We start from the raw sequence: 18973 nt of genomic DNA, 5'->3' as shown, positions 1-18973 counted from the left end.
TTATTGCAAATTCCATCCGATATTATCAATCATAGTGTTGAATATGATAATAGTTCTCTTAAGTTTTATCCTGAAGATACATTTTCACAGAAAAATAAAGATTTTACCGAACACTTACAAGCTTTAGTGAATACAGCTAAAAAACCTGTTTTTATCTTAGATAAAGCAATAGAACGCTGGAAATTGATCCCTATTTTAGAACAGTTTTTTAAAGACACTTATATTCCATTTATTTGTATGTCAACTGCAAAATTTTTAATGAATGAAAATACGGCTAACTGCCATGGTGTTTTTGGCTCTACTAGATCTTTAAAGCTTATTAAAGAGGCTGATCTAATTATAGGAATAGGGGCAAAGTTTTCTGATATTACGACACAGTTTTTTTCCATCCCCACTCCTAAAAATAATTTTATTAATTTATTTGAAGATCATACATATATTAATAATCAGCATTTTTATAACTTAAGCTTTAAAAAGGTTTTTGAGCATATTCAAATTTATCCAAAAGCACCAATTTCATTACATGAATCTATTAATCCTGAAGTATCTACTTCAAATGTTTTACAGCATAAAAATTTTTGGCCTGTTATTGCAAAATTTATTCAAAATCAAGATATTATTTTAGGTGAAATGGGAACTTCAAATATTGCCCTTACAACTTTAAACTTAGATAAAAAGATTACATATATATCGCAGCCACTTTGGGGATCAATCGGTTATACATTGCCTGCACTTTTAGGAACGCTTTTTGCTGCACCACAAAAACGCCAAATACTATTCATTGGTGATGGCTCACTACAATTAACGGTTCAAGAGCTATCTACAATATTGCGGTTCAATTTTAAACCTATTATCTTTATTATTAATAATAAAGGCTACACTATCGAACGTGCTATTTTAGGTACTCACTCTTCTTATAATAATATTGAGAATTGGCAGTATTTAAACCTTCCGGATGTATTTAACCCGCAAACTACAATCAAAAAGTATAAAATAACTCATTTATCAGAATTAAAAGATTGCTTAATTGATATCAAAAAACATGACCATCTTATCTTAGTTGAAGTTATATTCGATCCGCTTGATATGCCAGAAACTTTAGAGGGTTTTGGTAAACTTGCAAACCTTTATGATTATGGTGATCGTAATTAAGCATTATGATTTATAACGAGATAAATTTAAAAGCATTCGTTTCTTTTTACGATTGTTCAACTTTTTAGCTTGCTATATACTCAGTACAAAGTTTATGGCTTGCTAATGGATTTAGTACTTTTCACTTATGTACATTGCGATGTACATAATAAGGAAAACAAAAATCTGCACTACTGTCTATCTCTATAGTAATAAGGGTTTAAGCGGAATGGCATTAATTGTTCAAAAATATGGTGGGACATCAATGGGAACACCCGAGCGCATTTTAAATGTTGCTCGTCGTGTAAAACGTTGGCACGATCATGGTCACAAGGTTGTTGTGGCTGTATCAGCAATGAGCGGCGAAACCAATCGACTGTTAAGTCTTGCTAAAGCCATTACCGAAACACCTGCACCACGTGAACTTGATCAGATGGTGTCTACAGGTGAACAAGTAACTATTTCTATGTTAGCTATGGCGTTGCACTCTTTGGGTGTAGATGCAAAGTCTTATACAGGTCGTCAAGTTTGTATTAAAACGGATAGTTCTTTTACCAAAGCACGTATTGAAGAAATTGATACACATAATATATCTGAAGACCTAGATGCAGGACGAGTAATTGTTGTTGCAGGTTTCCAAGGGATTGATGCTGATGGTAATATTACAACGCTTGGTCGTGGTGGTTCAGATACGACAGGTGTGGCGCTTGCAGCCGCTTTAAAAGCGGATGAATGCCAAATTTATACAGATGTTGATGGGGTTTATACCACTGATCCACGTGTTGCACCTAAAGCAAAGAAAATTGATCGTATCTCATTTGAAGAAATGCTTGAAATGGCATCATTGGGTTCTAAAGTTTTACAAATTCGCTCTGTGGAGTTTGCAGGTAAATATCAAGTTCCATTGCGTGTTCTTTCAAGTTTTGATAATGACAACGATGGTGCATTTGACGAAAACTTTAAACAAAATGTAGGCACACTTATTACCACTGAGGCAGAAGAAAATATGGAACAGCCAATCATTTCAGGTATCGCTTTTAATCGTGACGAAGCAAAATTGACTATTTTAGGTGTACCTGATGAACCTGGTATTGCTTCTAAAATCTTAGCACCAATCAGTGCAGCAAATATTGAAGTCGATATGATTATTCAAAATATCGAAGAAGATGGTACAACAGATTTCACATTTACTGTAAATCGTACCGACTTTGTGCGTGCAAAAGAAATTTTAGATACAACTGCAAAAGCCATCAATGCACGTGAAGTTACGGTTCGCAACGATATTGTTAAAGTTTCAATTGTTGGTGTAGGCATGCGTTCACATGCAGGTGTGGCAAGCAAAATGTTTACATCTTTGGCATCAGAAGGCATCAACATTTTAATGATTTCTACATCAGAGATTAAAATTTCTGTACTTATCGATGAAAACTATTTAGAACTTGCTGTACGTTCATTGCATACTACATTTGGATTAGACCGCGAACAAGGTATTAGTAGCGCTCGCGCATAATTTAGACATAAAATCCATATTTTCTATATGGATTAACTATAAATTTTCAAGTCACCCTATTTTATATATGGTGGCTCTGCTATATTAGCGCAATATTTTACAAGTATTCCTCGCAGGTTTAGCGTTTAGCAAGGAGATAAACATGCTGATTCTGACTCGACGTGTCGGAGAAACTTTAATGATTGGGGATCAAGTCAGTGTGACGGTACTAGGTGTCAAAGGCAACCAAGTACGCATTGGTGTTAACGCTCCAAAAGAAGTTTCTGTACATCGTGAAGAAATTTACCAACGTATTCAACATGAGCGTGCAATGCACGAGCATTTACAACAGATTGATCAAGATTTTCAACCCGCTTTTTTTGATCAAGAAAAGTTTAATCGTTAATTTAAAAAGCGACCTTAATGGTCGCTTTTTAATGCATGTTGTATGGGTTTATAACTTTTACGGTGTGCATCAATCACCCCAAATGCTTCTATTGCAGCAAAATGGGCTTTTGTTGGGTAACCTTTATGTTTGGCAAAACCATATTGTGGATATTTTGCATCCAATTCAACCATCTGACGATCACGCGTTACTTTTGCTAAAATACTCGCTGCACTAATTTCAGGATGGGTTGCATCTCCACCAATAATTGCCTCACATGCAATTTCAATTCCTTTTGGGATTTGATTGCCATCTACAATGACATTAAGTGGAGTTACTTTCAAACCTTCTACTGCACGTTTCATTGCTAAAAAAGTCGCTTGTAAAATATTCAATTCATCAATTTCTTGATAGTTTGCTTCTGCAATAGACCATGCTAACGCTTTTTCTTTAATTTCTAAAAAGAGCATTTCACGCTTTTTTTCAGTTAACTTTTTAGAATCATTTAACCCTAAAATAGGACGATCAGGATCTAGGATCACTGCAGCAGCCACAACTGAACCAACTAAAGGACCACGTCCTGCCTCATCAACACCTGCAATCATTTAAGTACTTCTGTCATACATTGGCTAATTGTTTTATCTACAGCCGTTGCGACTACTTTTGTACGTAAATTTGGATCAAATGCTGCATTTGCCAAATCAACAGCGGTTACACTTTGTGGTGCTTTATCACTTACACACCCACAAATATTATTTTGTAGTGTTTGTTGTTTTTCTTGCGTCATTAGTTTACTTGCTGTTTGCCATGCACTTGACTGATTTAACTCATAATTGCATTTTGCATTTACAGCAATTTTTACTGCACTCATACCTAATTGTTGAGTTTGTGAGCTACCATCTGCCACACAGCCTGTCAAACCAAGCCCCATTGCAATTAATAAAATTTTTTTCATATTTCACCTTCTTTCACTAGCTTAATATTTTGCCATGTTTAAAACACAGTGTCTCATTTTTATAGCTGGCAAATGGATATTTTATTTTTATAATTTGACGTATATAACACTTTTTTTATGTATTTATGAAACATCCTAAATTGACGCGCTTTTTACATTGGAGCACAGCATTTATCTTTATTTTGGCTTGGTTAATTGGTTTTTATAGCGGTAATTTTTTAACTTATGCAGTCGATGGAAACTTTAAAGGTGATGTAATCACATTACATAAAAATATTGCAACGCTGATTATTTTCCTTTTTATCTTTCGCATTACTTGGCGTTACATTCGCCCATTTCCACATTCAGAAAAAAGATTGTTAATATTGTTCACTTTTTACTATATCTCGTTTTAATTTTACTACCTTTGTCTGGTTGTTTATTTAGTTGGACAGCAGGGCATCCTGCACCTGTTATGTATTTATTTAATTTGCCTCAACTCATTAATAAAAATCAAGACTTAGTTAAATTCTTCAAACCTTTTCATATTTATTTTGCATGGATTACAGGTGCTCTCGTTTTATTACATATACTTGCTGCACTCAAACACCATTTTTTTGACAAAGATAATATATTGAAAAAAATGCTTTAAAAAAAACGCACTTTACAGTGCGTTGATTTGATCGATCCATTTTTTCTTTTCTTTTTCATCAATAAAAGAAGCTTCAAAAGAATTAATCGCAAGTTTTTTGAGATCATCTGCACTTAAATTGAGCGCATTATAAATGGCAACAAAGTTATCATTCATATATCCACCAAAATAAGATGGATCATCTGAATTTACTGTTACGCACAACCCTTGCTCAAGCAAACGTTTAATGTTGTGTTGTTGCATATCATCAACAACGCAAAGCTTTAAATTACTTAATGGGCATACTGTTAAAGGCATACGCTCTTTTGCTAAACGTTGCATTAATACAGGATCTTGCTCTGAACTTACCCCATGATCAATACGGTTTACTTTTAACAAATCTAAGGCTTGCCACACATATTCTGCAGGTCCTTCTTCACCTGCATGAGCGACAATTAAAAATCCTGCTTCACGCGCTTTTGCAAATACACGTTCAAATTTAGCAGGTGGATTCCCCACTTCACTTGAATCCAAGCCAATTCCAATAATTTGATCTTTGTATGGTAATGCTTGCTCTAATGTTTTAAATGCCTCTTCTTCGCTTAAATGACGTAAAAAACACATAATCAAATGAGAAGAGATACTTAACTTTTCTTTTGCATCTTGACATGCGCGCAAAATACCATCGAGTACTGTTTTAAATGCAATGCCACGGTCTGTATGCGTTTGTGGGTCAAAGAAAATCTCAGTATGTACCACATGGTCTTCATGACATTTTTCTAAATATGCCCATGTCAAATCATAAAAGTCTTGTTCATGAATTAAAACTTTTGCACCAGCATAATAAATATCTAAAAAAGACTGTAAGTTCTGGAAATTATACGCTTGTTTGACTTCGGCAACTGATTTATACGGAATTTCTATATTATTACGCTGTGCAATTGCAAACATAAGCTCGGGCTCAAATGTTCCTTCAATATGCACATGTAATTCTGCTTTTGGTAAAGCACGAATAAGTTCAAGTTGATTCATCATTTAACCCCCAAATAATGCAAATTTTAATACCCATAAACATGCAATAATCCATGCCATCCAAGGGACAGTTTTTGCTTTACCTGTAAATAATTTAATTAGTGCATAACTAATAAAGCCCATTGCAATACCATCTGCAATTGAATATGCAAATGGCATAAATACAATTGTTAAAAATGCAGGGACAGCTTCTGTAATATCATTCCATTCAATTTTGGTGATTCCTTGAATCATCAAAACGCCCACAAACAATAACGCAGGAGCAGTGGCAAACCCAGGTACAGATTGTGCTAATGGAAATAAGAACAAGCAACCTAAAAAGCAAATTGCAACAAAGACTGCTGTGAGTCCTGTACGTCCGCCTGCAGCAACACCAGATGCTGATTCAATATATGGTGTTGTTGATGATGTACCTAAAGCAGCACCTGCAACAATTGCAGTTGAGTCTGCCATCAATACTTTTTTAAGACGTGGAATGTGTCCATCATCTTTGATAATACCAGCACGATGTGCAACGCCCACAAGCGTGCCTGTTGAATCAAATAAATCGACAAGGAAAAAAACAAAAATAACGCCAACCATACCTGCTGTAAACAGACCTGAAAAGTCCATTTTAAATAGTGTTGGTGTAATAGATGGAATTGCTCCCACTACCCCTTTAAATTCATTTAAACCCATGAAAGTAGCAATAGCCGTTACCACCAATATACTAATGATAATTGCGCCACGTACACGTAAATGATGCATTACGACAATCATTAAAAAGCCAAGCATTGCTAAAAGTGCTTTTGGATCTTTTAAATCACCTAAGCCCATTGTTGTTGCAGGGTTTGGCGCAATAATACCCGCATTTTTGAGTGCTACTAATGCCAAAAATAAGCCAATACCGCCACCAATTGCAAATTTCAGTGACATTGGAATTGAATTAACAATCAGCTCTCGAATACGCACCAAACTAATGAGAATAAATACAATACCCGACATGAACACAGCAGCTAAAGCAGTTTCCCATGGCACATGCATGCCAATACAAACCGAATAAGCAAAATAAGCATTTAGTCCCATTCCAGGTGCAAGTGCAATTGGATAGTTAGCGACAAGCCCCATCACTAAACATCCCACTGCTGCTGCAATACATGTAGAAACAAAGACCGCACCATGATCCATGCCTGTTGCAGACAAAATAAGTGGGTTTACAATAATGATGTAACACATCGTTAGAAACGTTGTTAAGCCTGCAACTGCTTCTGTTTTTACAGAAGTCTTATTGTCACTTAGCTGAAAAAGACGCTCTAATAATGAGGGTTGAGGAGTCGCCATAATAGCCTCTATCTAGATTTTACTTGCTCCAGAATTAGCAAATTTAATGCCATTTGGAGAAATACAGATCAAAAAAAGCTGCAAAAGCAGCTTTTTTTAGCAAGAACAAAAGTATAACAGAAACACCAACTGATACATCAACTTAATTTAACTGCCCTAAAGTTACTCGGTCATTTTTTCCATAATCTTGTATAGTTTTAACTTTTGAAAATCCTACTTTGGTTAGTAATGCTTGAACTTGCAACCCTTGATCATAACCATGCTCAAGTACTAACCACCCCTGTGATTTTAACCAATTTGGGCTTTGAGTAATAATCTCTTTAATATCTGCCAAACCATTATCGTCACTGGTTAAAGCACGTTGTGGCTCTGTGACCAAATGACTTAAATGATCATCAATAGGATCTATATACGGCGGATTTGACACAATCAAGTCAAACTTTTGCGCATCAAGTTGACTAAACCATGCACTACAAGCGAACATTACCTGTGTTAAACCATGTTTTTGGGCATTAAATTGAGCCACCTGCAAAGTTGGCTCATAAATATCTGTTGCAAGAACTTGCCAATTTGGTCGCTCACTTGCAAGTGCCAATGCAATTGCGCCTGTTCCCGTACCTAAATCAAGCATTGAGATGTCACCAAGTGGTAAACCAAGTACTGTCTCAACTAAAATTTCGGTATCGGGTCGTGGCACCAATGTATCGGTGGTGACTTTAAGATCTAACGTCCAAAATGGCTGTGAACCTGTAATATAAGCCAACGGTTCGTTGTTCTTTAAACGATTAAGCCCATCTAAAAACAAACATTCTTGCTCTGCTGTTAAAGATTGCTTTGTCTTAAATTTTAGCTCAAGAACAGAACAACCTAGTAAGTGCTCAAGCAACCATAAAGATTCTTGACGTTCGTAGCTATCTGCTTCACCCCAATACTGAAGTGCTTCTGCAACGTTCATTAACCGCCATTTTCCTGTGCAAGTAACGCAAGCTGATCTGCTTGGTATTCACGATGCAAGCTATCAAGCAGTTCTGTCAAATCCCCTTCCATCACTGCATCTAACTTATATAAAGTTAAGTTAATACGGTGGTCAGTCATGCGACCTTGCGGATAGTTATAAGTACGAATACGTTCTGAACGATCACCCGAACCGACTAAATCACGGCGCATCTCGGACGTTGCATTTTCTTGCGCTTGGCGTTTTGCATTTTCTAAACGTGATGCAAGTAGTGCCAACGCTTTAGCTTTGTTTTTATGCTGTGAACGCTCATCTTGACACTCAACCACCACACCTGTTGGTAAGTGAGTAATACGCACAGCTGAGTCAGTTTTGTTAATATGCTGACCACCCGCGCCCGATGCACGGTACGTATCAATACGTAAATCAGATGCATTAATTTCAACTGTTGTATCTACATCGACCTCAGGTAAAATTGCAACAGTACATGCTGATGTATGTACACGCCCTTGCGATTCAGTTGCAGGTACACGTTGCACACGATGCGCACCACTTTCAAATTTTAAGCGACCATAAACGCCTTCGCCATTAATACGGCAAATGACTTCTTTATAGCCCCCATGCTCACCTTCATTTTCAGAAAGAATTTCAACACGCCATCCTTGTGTTTCAGCATATTTACTATACATTCTAAATAAATCACCCGAAAAAATCGCAGCTTCATCTCCACCTGTACCTGCACGAACTTCTAAGTAAGCAGCATTGGCATCATTTGGATCTTTTGGAATCATTAAAATGTTAAGTTTATCTTCTAACTGTTCTATTAACGCTTTATTCTCTTTAATTTCTTCTTGCGCCATTTCTTTAAAATCAGCATCGCTTAGCATCACTTCTGCGGTCTGAATGTCTTCTTCAGCCTGTGTATAGCTTTTCCATACATCTGTAATTTCTGTTAAATCATTATGTTCAAGTGACAACTTACGAAAACGCTTGTTATCAGAGATCACCTCGATATCTGCCAATAATGCGGTTAATTCTTCATGGCGATCACATAGCTGATCTAATCGTAAACGTAACGATTCTTTCATTTTTTAATCTCAAACTAATAATTACCCATCATTTTAGCATAAGCCGTTACATAAAGTAGGTTGCATCCTCACTGTTATATTATAACATCTTTAGCTTTTTTACTTTACCACAATTATGCTTATTCGAATTTTTACCCTATTTGGACTCATCTGTTCTTGTGCTTATGCTTCATCTTATGATGTATGGTTAAAAAGCAATCAAACCCGTGTTAATCAATATAAAGCGTTTTTAAAACAAAATAACACTCAATTTCCTGCACCCGATGCTCAAATGCTTCGCTCTGCACGGGATTGGCAACGTTGTCACTACACCGAATTTGATGTGCCTCATAAATCGGTTTGGAAAAATGCCATTCCAACCTACAAACTGATGCAACAACTCAAATTACAACGCGTTATTCCTGCTGTTGAAGTGACCTCAAGCTACCGTTCACCTTTTTTAAACCGTTGTGCAGGCGGTGCAAGAATGTCGAGCCATGTAACTAATGCCGCAATTGATTTTAGAATTGGAAAAGAAAATCCAACATTACTAGATCGAGCAAAAATTTATACCACTAAAGTTAAGTTATGCCACTTTTGGAAAAAATATGGTCAGCAATACAATATGGGTTTAGGCGTTTATCCAACAGGGCAAATTCATATTGATACACAAGGCTATCGTACTTGGGGCGCAAATCATAAAGCTCCGTCATCGATGTGCTCTAAAAAATATTGGTAAATAAATTTGTTATGTTATAACATTATATTTATTTATTGGAGTAAATGTGGTGAAGCTACCTGTTACGGTGTTATCTGGATTTTTAGGCGCAGGTAAAACAACCTTACTCAATCATATTTTAAATCACCGTGAACAACGCAAAATTGCCGTGATTGTCAATGATATGTCTGAGGTCAATATTGATGCCAAAATGGTGACACGTACCAATGAAAAAATGGTCGAAATGAGTAATGGGTGTATTTGTTGCACACTAAGAGAAGACTTACTCATTGAGATTAAACAGCTTGCCGATCAAGGTAAATTTGATCAAATTGTGATTGAATCTACAGGGATTTCCGAACCATTACCTGTTGCAGAAACATTTACCTTTGAAGATGAAAACGGCGTCAAACTCAATGACTTTGCACAACTTGATACCATGGTTACCGTGGTTGATGGGTTTAATTTTTTAAAAGACTATGCCTCTTACGATATGTTGCAAGATCGAGGAGAATCGTTAGGTGAACAAGATAATCGAGGGGTTGTTGATTTATTAATTGAACAAATCGAATTTTGTGATGTCATTGTCTTAAATAAAATTGATTTAATCTCCGAGTCAGAAAAACAACGCCTATTTGCATTACTTAAAACCTTCAATCCACGTGCACACATCATTATTTCTCGTTTTGGTGAGGTCGATTTAAACCAAATATTAAATACTCAACGATTTGATTTTGAACAAGCTTCACAAGCACCTGGTTGGCTTAAAGAATTACGTGGTGAACATATTCCCGAAACAAAAGAATACAATATCAGTAGCTTTGTATATCGTGCGTCCCGTCCTTTTCACCCACAGCGATTTTTTAATTACGTGAACACCGAATGGAAAGGTGTTGTCCGTTCAAAAGGTTTTTTTTGGCTTGCAAGCGATCCAACTGTTGCATGGTCTTGGTCTCAAGCAGGTGCCATTGCACGCCATGGTATGGCAGGTTATTGGGAAACAGCACAGCAAGAATTAGTTATGATTGGGATTGAAATGAATCAATCACAAATTACCCAACAACTTGATATGTGTTTACTCACAGATCAAGAAATTAATCTTCCTTCAACAGCATTTGATAATCCATTTGAGGCCCTACAATGAGCCTTCCCGATATATGTTCAGAACAAACAGTAAGTAAAAGTAGTACATTGTCTTGGGTTGGAATGGAAAATATTGCTCTACCACTTTATATAGATGATACCCTTGTTACAGCAAAAATAAATGTCTATGTGAACTTGCCCTGTACGCAAACTAAAGGCATTCATATGTCTCGTTTATATCGTATATGTAATTCTATTAAAAACATTACCACCGAACGATTAGAACATAGTTTGAATGAGCTAATTGATAGTCATATAAGCTGCCAAACCAATGCTGCAAAAATTGAAATTTATTTTGAACTTCCCGTCGAGCGTCCTGCACTGACCGATCTAGCCTTAACAGGTTGGAAAACTTACCCTGTCAAAATTACGGTACAAAAAGTTCAACAAACATTTTCCTTAGATTATCAAGTTGATGTTGAGTATTCATCTACTTGCCCATGCTCTGCCGCACTTGCAAGACAACTTATTAGTCAAAAATTTTTACAACAACACAAACAAACACAAGTCGCTTGTGTTGATGTTGCAAATTGGCTAACAGAACATGCTTCAAGTGCCACTCCGCATAGCCAACGTAGTATTGCCACCCTTGCTATACAAACGCAACACTTTGACATAATGGGTTTAATTGATCATATAGAACATGCACTTAAAACCCCCACACAAACTGCCGTTAAACGAACAGATGAACAAGCCTTTGCTCAACTTAACGGCGAAAACTTAATGTTTGTTGAAGATGCTACACGACGTCTTAGCGAGGTTTTATCAAAGCATTACGCACATTGGCAAGTCAAAGTCAATCACTTAGAAAGCTTACACTCGCATAATGCAGTGGCTTACTCAGCTAATACGGCGTTTTAATCCTGTCATTTGCAACACACGTGTCGAGATCTCTTCAATAGACATCTCCGACACATTTAAGTATGGAATGCCTTCTGAAATATAAATTGCCTCTACTGCACGTAACTCTTTTTGACACTGACTATAACTTGCATAGCGACTACCCGCTTTACGTTCTGTACGAATGGCAACCAAACGCTCTGCATCAATCATCAAACCGAATAGTTTTTGTTTATGTGGTCTCAGCACTTGCGGTAAACGGTTATCGTCTAAATCTTCTTCAGTCAATGGATAGTTTGCAACACGAATACCAAACTGTAGCGATAAATAAATTGACGTTGGTGTTTTACCAGAACGCGATACTCCAATCAAAATAATATCCGCTTTATCATAATGGCGAGTTCGTGCACCATCATCATTATCTAACGCAAAATGAACGGCATCTATACGGTCTTTATAGTACTCAGTATCCGTAACAGCATGAGTTTGCCCTACAAGTGTTGTCGGCTTAGTACCTAACTCTTGCTCTAGCTTACTAATTAATCCCTCAAAAACATCTAGGTTCACTGCATTCGCTGTATTAATAATATCTCTTACATGTGGATCAACTAACGTATCAAATACCAGTGGCAAACCATCATCTGTCTGTCCACAACGGTTAATTTCTTCTACAACATGAGTTGCAGCTTCTTCACTTGCAATATAAGGAATAATACGCACATCAAACTCGACATTTGGAAATTGTGCTAATAAAGAATGACCTAGCGTCTCTGCAGTAATTGCCGTTCCATCTGAAATAAAAAATACACTTCTTTTAAGTTTGGTCACTAAAATCTCCTCAAATGTTTGTTTTAAGCCTCTATATTCATTATAGTAAACCCATCTTTGAGCAGATAGCCAATCTTAGAGTGGAGAGACTACATTGGAAGCGCGCGTAATTGGTCTAGAAAAGTTAGGGAAACATGACGTTGAACTAGTAGGTGGGAAGAACTCATCTTTAGGGGAAATGATCAGCCACCTATCTAATGCAGGAGTTTCTGTTCCTGGTGGTTTTGCCACAACTGCTGCTGCATATCGTGAATTTCTTGAACAAAGCGGACTAAATGCAAAAATTCAAGCAGAACTTGATCAGCTTGATGTTGACGACGTGAATGCTTTAGCAGAAACAGGTTCAAAAATCCGTCAATGGATTGTGGATACTCCACTCACCCAAACGCTAGAAGCTGAAGTGCGCGAAGCATTTGCAGAATTAGCAAAAGACAATGCTGACATTGCTGTAGCAGTACGTTCATCTGCAACGGCAGAAGATTTACCAGATGCTTCTTTTGCAGGACAGCAAGAAACTTTCTTGAATATCCGTGGTATTGATAACGTTCTGATCGCAATTAAAGAAGTATTTGCATCATTATTTAACGACCGTGCAATTGCCTACCGTGTACACCAAGGGTTTGATCATAAACTTGTTGCATTGTCAGCAGGTATTCAGCGTATGGTGCGCTCAGAAACAGGTGCTGCAGGTGTCATGTTTACACTTGACACAGAATCAGGTTTCCGTGACGTTGTCTTTATTACAGCATCGTACGGTCTAGGTGAAATGGTGGTACAGGGCGCAGTTAACCCTGATGAGTTTTATTTATCTAAACCACTTCTAAAAAATGAAAAACATGCTGTTGTACGCCGTAACTTAGGCTCGAAGCATCAAAAAATGATTTATGGTGAAGAAGCTGCAGCAGGTAAATCTGTGGTTGTAGTCGATGTTGAGAAACAAGATCGTCAACAATTTGCACTGAGCGATGCAGAACTTCATGAACTTGCAAAACAAGCTCTCATTATCGAACAACACTATGGCGCACCAATGGATATTGAGTGGGCAAAAGATGGTGATGATGGTCAAATCTACATTGTGCAAGCACGCCCAGAAACGGTAAAAAGCCGTCAAAACGTCAGTACAATGGAACGCTACCTACTTAAAGAAAAAGCAGAAGTACTTGCTGAAGGTCGTTCAATTGGTCAACGTATCGGTTCTGGTAAAGTTCGTATCGTAACGTCTATTAAAGATATGGACAAAGTACAAAATGGTGACGTACTTGTTTCAGATATGACAGATCCTGATTGGGAACCTGTAATGAAACGTGCTGCGGCAATTGTGACTAACCGTGGTGGTCGTACATGCCATGCTGCTATTATTGCGCGTGAGCTAGGCGTACCTGCTATTGTTGGTTGTGGCAATGCAACAGAGCTTCTAACTGATGGACAAGAAGTGACTGTTTCTTGTGCAGAAGGTGATACAGGCTTTATCTACCAAGGTTTACTTGATTTTGAAATTCAGCGTAACTCAATTGAGTCTATGCCAGATTTACCGTTCAAAATTATGATGAACGTAGGTAACCCTGACCGTGCATTTGACTTTGCACAAATTCCAAATGCAGGGATTGGTTTAGCACGTTTAGAGTTTATTATTAACCGTATGATTGGTGTGCATCCAAAAGCACTTCTCAATATTGACAGCCTACCACGTGAAACCCGTGCAGCCGTTATGGCACGTACTGCAGGTTATACTTCTCCTGTTGAGTTTTATGTAGAAAAATTAGTAGAAGGTATTTCAACCCTTGCCTCTGCATTTGCAGATAAGCCTGTGATTGTGCGTATGTCTGACTTTAAGTCAAACGAATATGCAAATTTAATTGGCGGTAAGTTGTACGAACCTGAAGAAGAAAACCCAATGCTTGGTTTCCGTGGTGCAAGTCGCTACGTGTCTGAAAACTTCCGTGACTGCTTCGAACTTGAATGTCGTGCATTGAAAAAAGCACGTGATGAAATGGGTCTAACCAATATCCAAATCATGATCCCATTTGTACGTACCGTTGCAGAAGCAAAACGCGTTATTGAACTATTAGAAGAAAATGGTTTAAAACGTGGTGAAAATGGTCTTAAAGTCATCATGATGTGCGAATTGCCAACCAATGCACTTTTAGCAGATCAATTCTTAGAACATTTTGATGGTTTCTCTATTGGTTCTAACGACTTAACGCAATTAACGCTTGGTCTAGACCGAGATTCTGGCATTGTTTCACAATTGTTTGATGAGCGTGATCCTGCTGTTAAAGCACTTCTTGAACTTGCAATTCAAGCATGTCGTCGTGCAGGTAAATATGTCGGTATTTGTGGTCAAGGACCATCAGACCATCCAGATCTTGCAAAATGGTTAATGGAACAAGGAATTGAGTCGGTTTCGCTCAATCCAGATTCAGTGTTAGATACTTGGTTCTTCCTTGCTAACTAAAAACATGTTAAAAAAGACCTATTCGTAGGTCTTTTTTTTCTTTTGAGATATTATGCAAATTTATTTGGCTCGTAATAATGAGCAAGCGGGTCCTTATTCTTTAGAACAACTCAACAATATGCTTGCTAACCAGCAAGTCCTTCTTACAGACCTTGTTTGGCATCAAGGAATGCAACATTGGAAGCCATTGGGTGAACTCACTCATGGACAGCTTTTTTATAATCCCTACGGTACAGCAAAGCGCCCACAACCTAAATTACCAACGTTTGCAACGATTCTGCAACGGACACTTGCAAAGTTATTAGATTTACTTCTTTGGCTACCTATTTTTGCAATGCCATCATTTTTTATGACATCCCAAGCAAAGCAACAACTCCTTGCTTTACAGTCCAAAACAATTACAGCCGATATGCAAGCACAAGTGATGAGTCTAGTTTCCCCACAGGCATGGCAAGCTATGGCAATTTACGCGCTTATTATGTTGGCTATTCAAGCCATCTTGCTAAGCAAAATAGGACAAAGTATTGGTAAACGATTGGTAGGTATTCAAATTGTAGATGCAAACACTTATGAGCCTGTTCCTCTAACCCGTGTTTTCTTATTACGTAGCATTGTTTTTATTATTTTAAATATGCTATTTTTTCCAATTATCACAATTATTGACTATGTTTTCGCATTAAGTGCTAAAAAACAAGCACTGCACGATAAACTTGCCACGACAATCGTGATCAAAAAAGCTAAAAAATAGACAATAAAATGTTGTTATGTATATAAACAAAAAAACATTAACATAATGAAAAAAAACATTTTTTCAATTTTTTAAATATAAATCCAACATTAAAAGTTGGATTTATATTCTTATTTTTTAACGTTTCTTTATGTAGCTTCACACATCAATATAAGGCATAATGGCTTACAAATTAGCGGTGCCACATGTTTTTGAAACATCAGTCACTAAAATCGCTATCCCCATCAATTGGGGCTCTTCACCGAGGTTGTAAAATGAGACAAACAATATTGGCTGTATTGTCTTTATCTGCGATTTCTGCACTTCTTACTGGGTGCGGTGGTGATTTAGTACTTCTAAACTCGAAAGGTCCAGTTGCTCAAGGTCTAAGTGACCTCATGATGACTGCGATCTACTTAATGCTATTGGTAGTTATTCCATCTATCATTATGGCATTATGGTTTGGTTGGAAATATCGCGCGTCAAATAAAGATGCAGACTATAAACCAACATGGGCACATTCAACTGCAATTGAAGTTGTAGTTTGGGGTGTACCTATCATTATTATTGCTATTTTAGCTTGGATTGCGTACTGGGGTTCTCACCAATACGACCCATATCGCCCTTTAGATGTGGAATCAAACAAAAAACCTGTTGATATTCAAGTTATTGCAGAGCCGTATAAATGGGTCTTCATTTACCCTGAGCAAGAAATTGCAACTGTAAACGAAATCCGTTTCCCCGAAAAAACACCAGTGCATTTTCATATCACGTCTGACTTTACAATGAACTCATTCTTCATTCCTCAGTTAGCTGGTCAGATTTATGCAATGGCAGGCATGCAAACGCATTTACACGCTTTAGCAAACGACCCAGGTGTTTATCGTGGTTTCTCTTCGAACTACAGCGGCTATGGCTTCTCTCAAATGCGCTTTAAAGCACACAGCGTTACCCAACCTGATTTTGATAAATGGGTTTCAAATGTAAAAGCTGGTAAAGGCACTGAAGAAAACGCAGATGCAGTTCAAAAAGATGCTCTTGATTATGCAACACTTCAAGCTTTACGTGATGGTGAACGTTCTGAACACCAAATCGAAGCAATGCTAGAAGATGCAAAAACTCCTGAAGAAAAAGCACGAGCTGAAGAAGAGAAGCGTTTGGGTTCATACCCTCACAAGCCAACGCCTGTTACTTACTATGCTTCAGTACAACCTGAATTGTTCAAACATGTTATTGATAAATACATGAGCAATTACCATGGTGCAGACAAAGCTGCTTCTTCTCACGCACATATGCAACAAGAAGTTGCTGCAGGGGAATAATTCATGGATATGCTATTAGGTAAACTTGGATGGGGTGCCATCCCTAAAGAGCCAATTGTTCTTGTAACAATGGCAATCATGGCAATTGGTGTACTTGCTGTTCTTGTCGGGGTAACTTACTTTAAAAAGTGGGGTTACCTTTGGAAAGAATGGTTTACATCTGTTGACCATAAAAAAATTGGTATCATGTATATTTTAGTCTCTGTTGTCATGTTACTACGTGGCTTCGCAGATGCATTCATGATGCGCTTACAACTCTTTTTAGCTCGTGGCGGCGGCGAAGGGTATTTACATCCAGACCATTACGATCAGATCTTCACCGCACACGGTGTTATTATGATCTTCTTCGTTGCAATGGGTCTTGTTGCTGGCTTAATTAACGTTGTTACACCATTACAAATTGGTGCACGTGACGTTGCATTCCCATTACTAAACTCATTTAGTTTTTGGGCATTTGCTGGTGCAGCTGGTCTTGTAATGGCATCACTTGTTTTAGGTGAATTTGCTGCAACTGGTTGGATGGCTTATCCGCCTCTATCTGGTATTCAGTATTCTCCTGGCGTTGGTGTTGATTACTATATCTGGTCATTACAGATTTCAGGTCTTGGTACATTGTTAACTGCGGTTAACTTCTTTGTAACCATTATCAAAATGCGCGCACCTGGCATGAAACTCATGGATATGCCAATTTTCACATGGACAGCATTAATGTTTGCTGTACTTGTAGTTGCGACATTCCCTGTGTTAACTGCAACGCTTGCAATGCTAACACTTGATCGTTACTTTGGTTTCCACTTCTTTACAAACGAGCTTGGCGGTAGCCCAATGCTGTATGTAAACTTGATTTGGACATGGGGTCACCCAGAAGTATATATTCTTGTATTACCTGCATTTGGTGTTTACTCTGAAGTAGTACCTACGTTCTCACGTAAGGCACTCTTTGGATACAAAACAATGGTTTATGCAACCGTTGCAATTGCTGTACTTTCTTTAATTGTATGGTTACATCACTTCTTTACAATGGGTGCGGGTGCAAACGTCAACGCGTTCTTTGGTGTGATGACCATGATCATTGCAATTCCAACTGGTGTGAAAATGTTCTCGTGGCTTTTCACAATGTACAAAGGACGCATTACGTTTACGTCTCCAATGCTTTGGACACTAGGCTTCCTTGTAACATTTGGTATTGGTGGTTTAACAGGTGTACTTATGGCAGTTCCGCCTGCGGACTTCTTAGTACATAACTCATTATTTTTAATTGCTCACTTCCATAACGTAATTATTGGTGGTGTTGTATTTGCTCTATTTGCTGCAATTGTGTTTTGGTGGCCAAAAATGTTTGGTTGGAAACTCAATGAAGCATGGGGTAAAGCATCTTTTTGGTTCTGGTTCTTAGGTTTCTACTTTGCATTCATGCCACTTTATATCCTTGGTTTCATGGGTATGACTCGTCGTTTGAATACATATGACAACCCAGAATGGGATCCGTACATTGCAATTGCAATGGTTGGTGCTGTTATGGTTGCAATTGGTATTTTCTGTTTTGTGATGCAAATTGTTGTTGGTTTCTTACAACGTAAGAACAACATGGATTACACAGGCGATGCATGGGATGGCCGTACATTTGAATGGGCGACTTCTTCACCTGCACCATTTTATAATTTTGCTTACTTACCAGATGGCGAACACATCGACCGTTTTTGGTTAGATAAAGAAAATGGTGTTGCATACATCAAGCCAACAAAATATGAAGATATTCATATGCCAACAAACCGTGCTGCTGGTTTCATGCTTGCCATGTTTATCACAGTAATGGGCTTTGCATTGGTATGGCACATGTGGATATTGGTTATCGCATCATTTGCAGCGACAATCATTACTTTCATTCGTAGTTCATATACGAAAAAAGTTGACTACTATGTACCTGCAGCTGAAGTTGAGCGTATCGAAAATGAACGCTTTGCCCTCCTTGAAAAACACTTGAAGAAGGACTAAG

The 18973-nt window shown here is 37.7% G+C and carries 17 protein-coding genes and 1 pseudogene; 11 read left to right on the top strand and 7 right to left on the bottom strand.

Annotated features, from left to right (window positions below; all coding sequences use genetic code 11):
* Positions 1-3: 3 nt before the first annotated feature.
* From PCI70_RS01155 to csrA, 3 genes are all read left to right on the top strand, one after another.
* Positions 4-1152 carry a thiamine pyrophosphate-dependent enzyme gene (locus tag PCI70_RS01155; protein WP_269913516.1) on the top strand — a complete coding sequence of 383 codons (1149 nt, stop codon included), beginning with the start codon at positions 4-6 and terminating at the stop codon, positions 1150-1152.
* 208 nt (positions 1153-1360) lie between these two features.
* Complete coding sequence (locus PCI70_RS01150; protein ID WP_269913515.1) at positions 1361-2641, top strand: aspartate kinase; 1281 nt, start codon at positions 1361-1363, stop codon at positions 2639-2641.
* Between the two features lie 142 nt (positions 2642-2783).
* Complete coding sequence (csrA, locus tag PCI70_RS01145) at positions 2784-3026, top strand: carbon storage regulator CsrA (RefSeq protein WP_269913514.1); 243 nt, start codon at positions 2784-2786, stop codon at positions 3024-3026.
* Positions 3027-3040: 14 nt separating this feature from the next.
* On the opposite strand, the gene rnhB is transcribed toward csrA, so the two are convergent.
* Positions 3041-3610 (bottom strand): ribonuclease HII, encoded by a 570-nt coding sequence (rnhB, locus tag PCI70_RS01140; RefSeq protein ID WP_269913513.1) that lies wholly within the window; start codon positions 3608-3610, stop codon positions 3041-3043.
* Positions 3607-3960: a hypothetical protein gene (locus PCI70_RS01135; protein WP_269913512.1), complete on the bottom strand. Its 354-nt coding sequence runs from the start codon at positions 3958-3960 to the stop codon at positions 3607-3609. The genes rnhB and PCI70_RS01135 overlap by 4 nt, the downstream gene beginning before the upstream one ends.
* A gap of 125 nt (positions 3961-4085) precedes the next feature.
* On the opposite strand from PCI70_RS01135, the pseudogene PCI70_RS01130 reads away from it, so the two are divergent.
* Positions 4086-4591, top strand: a pseudogene (locus tag PCI70_RS01130) (cytochrome b).
* A gap of 12 nt (positions 4592-4603) precedes the next feature.
* Here PCI70_RS01130 and PCI70_RS01125 read toward each other — a convergent pair.
* The 4 genes from PCI70_RS01125 to prfA all read right to left on the bottom strand — a co-directional run bounded on the left by PCI70_RS01125 (position 4604) and on the right by prfA (position 8965).
* Positions 4604-5602, bottom strand: coding sequence for an adenosine deaminase (locus PCI70_RS01125; protein WP_269913651.1), 999 nt, complete (start codon positions 5600-5602; stop codon positions 4604-4606).
* Between the two features lie 3 nt (positions 5603-5605).
* Positions 5606-6922: an NCS2 family permease gene (locus PCI70_RS01120; RefSeq protein ID WP_269913511.1), complete on the bottom strand. Its 1317-nt coding sequence runs from the start codon at positions 6920-6922 to the stop codon at positions 5606-5608.
* A gap of 142 nt (positions 6923-7064) precedes the next feature.
* Complete coding sequence (prmC, locus tag PCI70_RS01115) at positions 7065-7877, bottom strand: peptide chain release factor N(5)-glutamine methyltransferase (RefSeq protein ID WP_269913510.1); 813 nt, start codon at positions 7875-7877, stop codon at positions 7065-7067.
* Positions 7877-8965, bottom strand: coding sequence for a peptide chain release factor 1 (prfA, locus tag PCI70_RS01110; RefSeq protein ID WP_269913509.1), 1089 nt, complete (start codon positions 8963-8965; stop codon positions 7877-7879). Before prfA ends, prmC begins: the two co-directional genes overlap by 1 nt.
* Before the next feature lie 115 nt (positions 8966-9080).
* On the opposite strand from prfA, the gene PCI70_RS01105 reads away from it, so the two are divergent.
* From PCI70_RS01105 to folE2, 3 genes are read left to right on the top strand one after another with little or no spacing between them, the layout of a single operon-like run.
* The gene (locus tag PCI70_RS01105) at positions 9081-9683 is read left to right on the top strand and encodes a D-Ala-D-Ala carboxypeptidase family metallohydrolase (RefSeq protein ID WP_269913508.1); all 603 of its coding nucleotides are present in this window, start codon (positions 9081-9083) and stop codon (positions 9681-9683) included.
* Positions 9684-9699: 16 nt separating this feature from the next.
* The gene (locus PCI70_RS01100; protein WP_442865136.1) at positions 9700-10806 is read left to right on the top strand and encodes a GTP-binding protein; all 1107 of its coding nucleotides are present in this window, start codon (positions 9700-9702) and stop codon (positions 10804-10806) included.
* Positions 10803-11666 (top strand): GTP cyclohydrolase FolE2, encoded by an 864-nt coding sequence (gene folE2 / locus PCI70_RS01095; protein WP_269913506.1) that lies wholly within the window; start codon positions 10803-10805, stop codon positions 11664-11666. The genes PCI70_RS01100 and folE2 overlap by 4 nt, the downstream gene beginning before the upstream one ends.
* On the opposite strand, the gene ppsR is transcribed toward folE2, so the two are convergent.
* On the bottom strand, positions 11646-12473 hold the full coding sequence (gene ppsR, locus PCI70_RS01090; RefSeq protein WP_442865124.1) for a posphoenolpyruvate synthetase regulatory kinase/phosphorylase PpsR: 828 nt from the start codon (positions 12471-12473) through the stop codon (positions 11646-11648). The two genes, folE2 and ppsR, sit on opposite strands and share 21 nt — an antisense overlap.
* A 94-nt stretch (positions 12474-12567) precedes the next feature.
* Between ppsR and ppsA the strand changes: the two genes are divergently transcribed.
* The 4 genes from ppsA to cyoB all read left to right on the top strand — a co-directional run bounded on the left by ppsA (position 12568) and on the right by cyoB (position 18972).
* The gene (ppsA, locus tag PCI70_RS01085; RefSeq protein ID WP_269913505.1) at positions 12568-14928 is read left to right on the top strand and encodes a phosphoenolpyruvate synthase; all 2361 of its coding nucleotides are present in this window, start codon (positions 12568-12570) and stop codon (positions 14926-14928) included.
* A gap of 52 nt (positions 14929-14980) precedes the next feature.
* Positions 14981-15676 (top strand): RDD family protein, encoded by a 696-nt coding sequence (locus PCI70_RS01080; protein WP_269913504.1) that lies wholly within the window; start codon positions 14981-14983, stop codon positions 15674-15676.
* Positions 15677-15930: 254 nt separating this feature from the next.
* Positions 15931-16977: a ubiquinol oxidase subunit II gene (gene cyoA, locus PCI70_RS01075; protein WP_269913503.1), complete on the top strand. Its 1047-nt coding sequence runs from the start codon at positions 15931-15933 to the stop codon at positions 16975-16977.
* A 3-nt stretch (positions 16978-16980) separates the two neighbouring features.
* Positions 16981-18972 (top strand): cytochrome o ubiquinol oxidase subunit I, encoded by a 1992-nt coding sequence (cyoB, locus tag PCI70_RS01070; RefSeq protein ID WP_269913502.1) that lies wholly within the window; start codon positions 16981-16983, stop codon positions 18970-18972.
* The last annotated feature ends 1 nt before the right edge of the window (position 18973 follow it).

Source organism: Acinetobacter sp. HY1485 (assembly GCF_027568475.1).
Lineage (GTDB): Bacteria > Pseudomonadota > Gammaproteobacteria > Pseudomonadales > Moraxellaceae > Acinetobacter.
The sequence above is the reverse complement of the archived record's forward strand: the minus strand, read 5'-3'. Positions and strand labels throughout refer to the sequence as shown.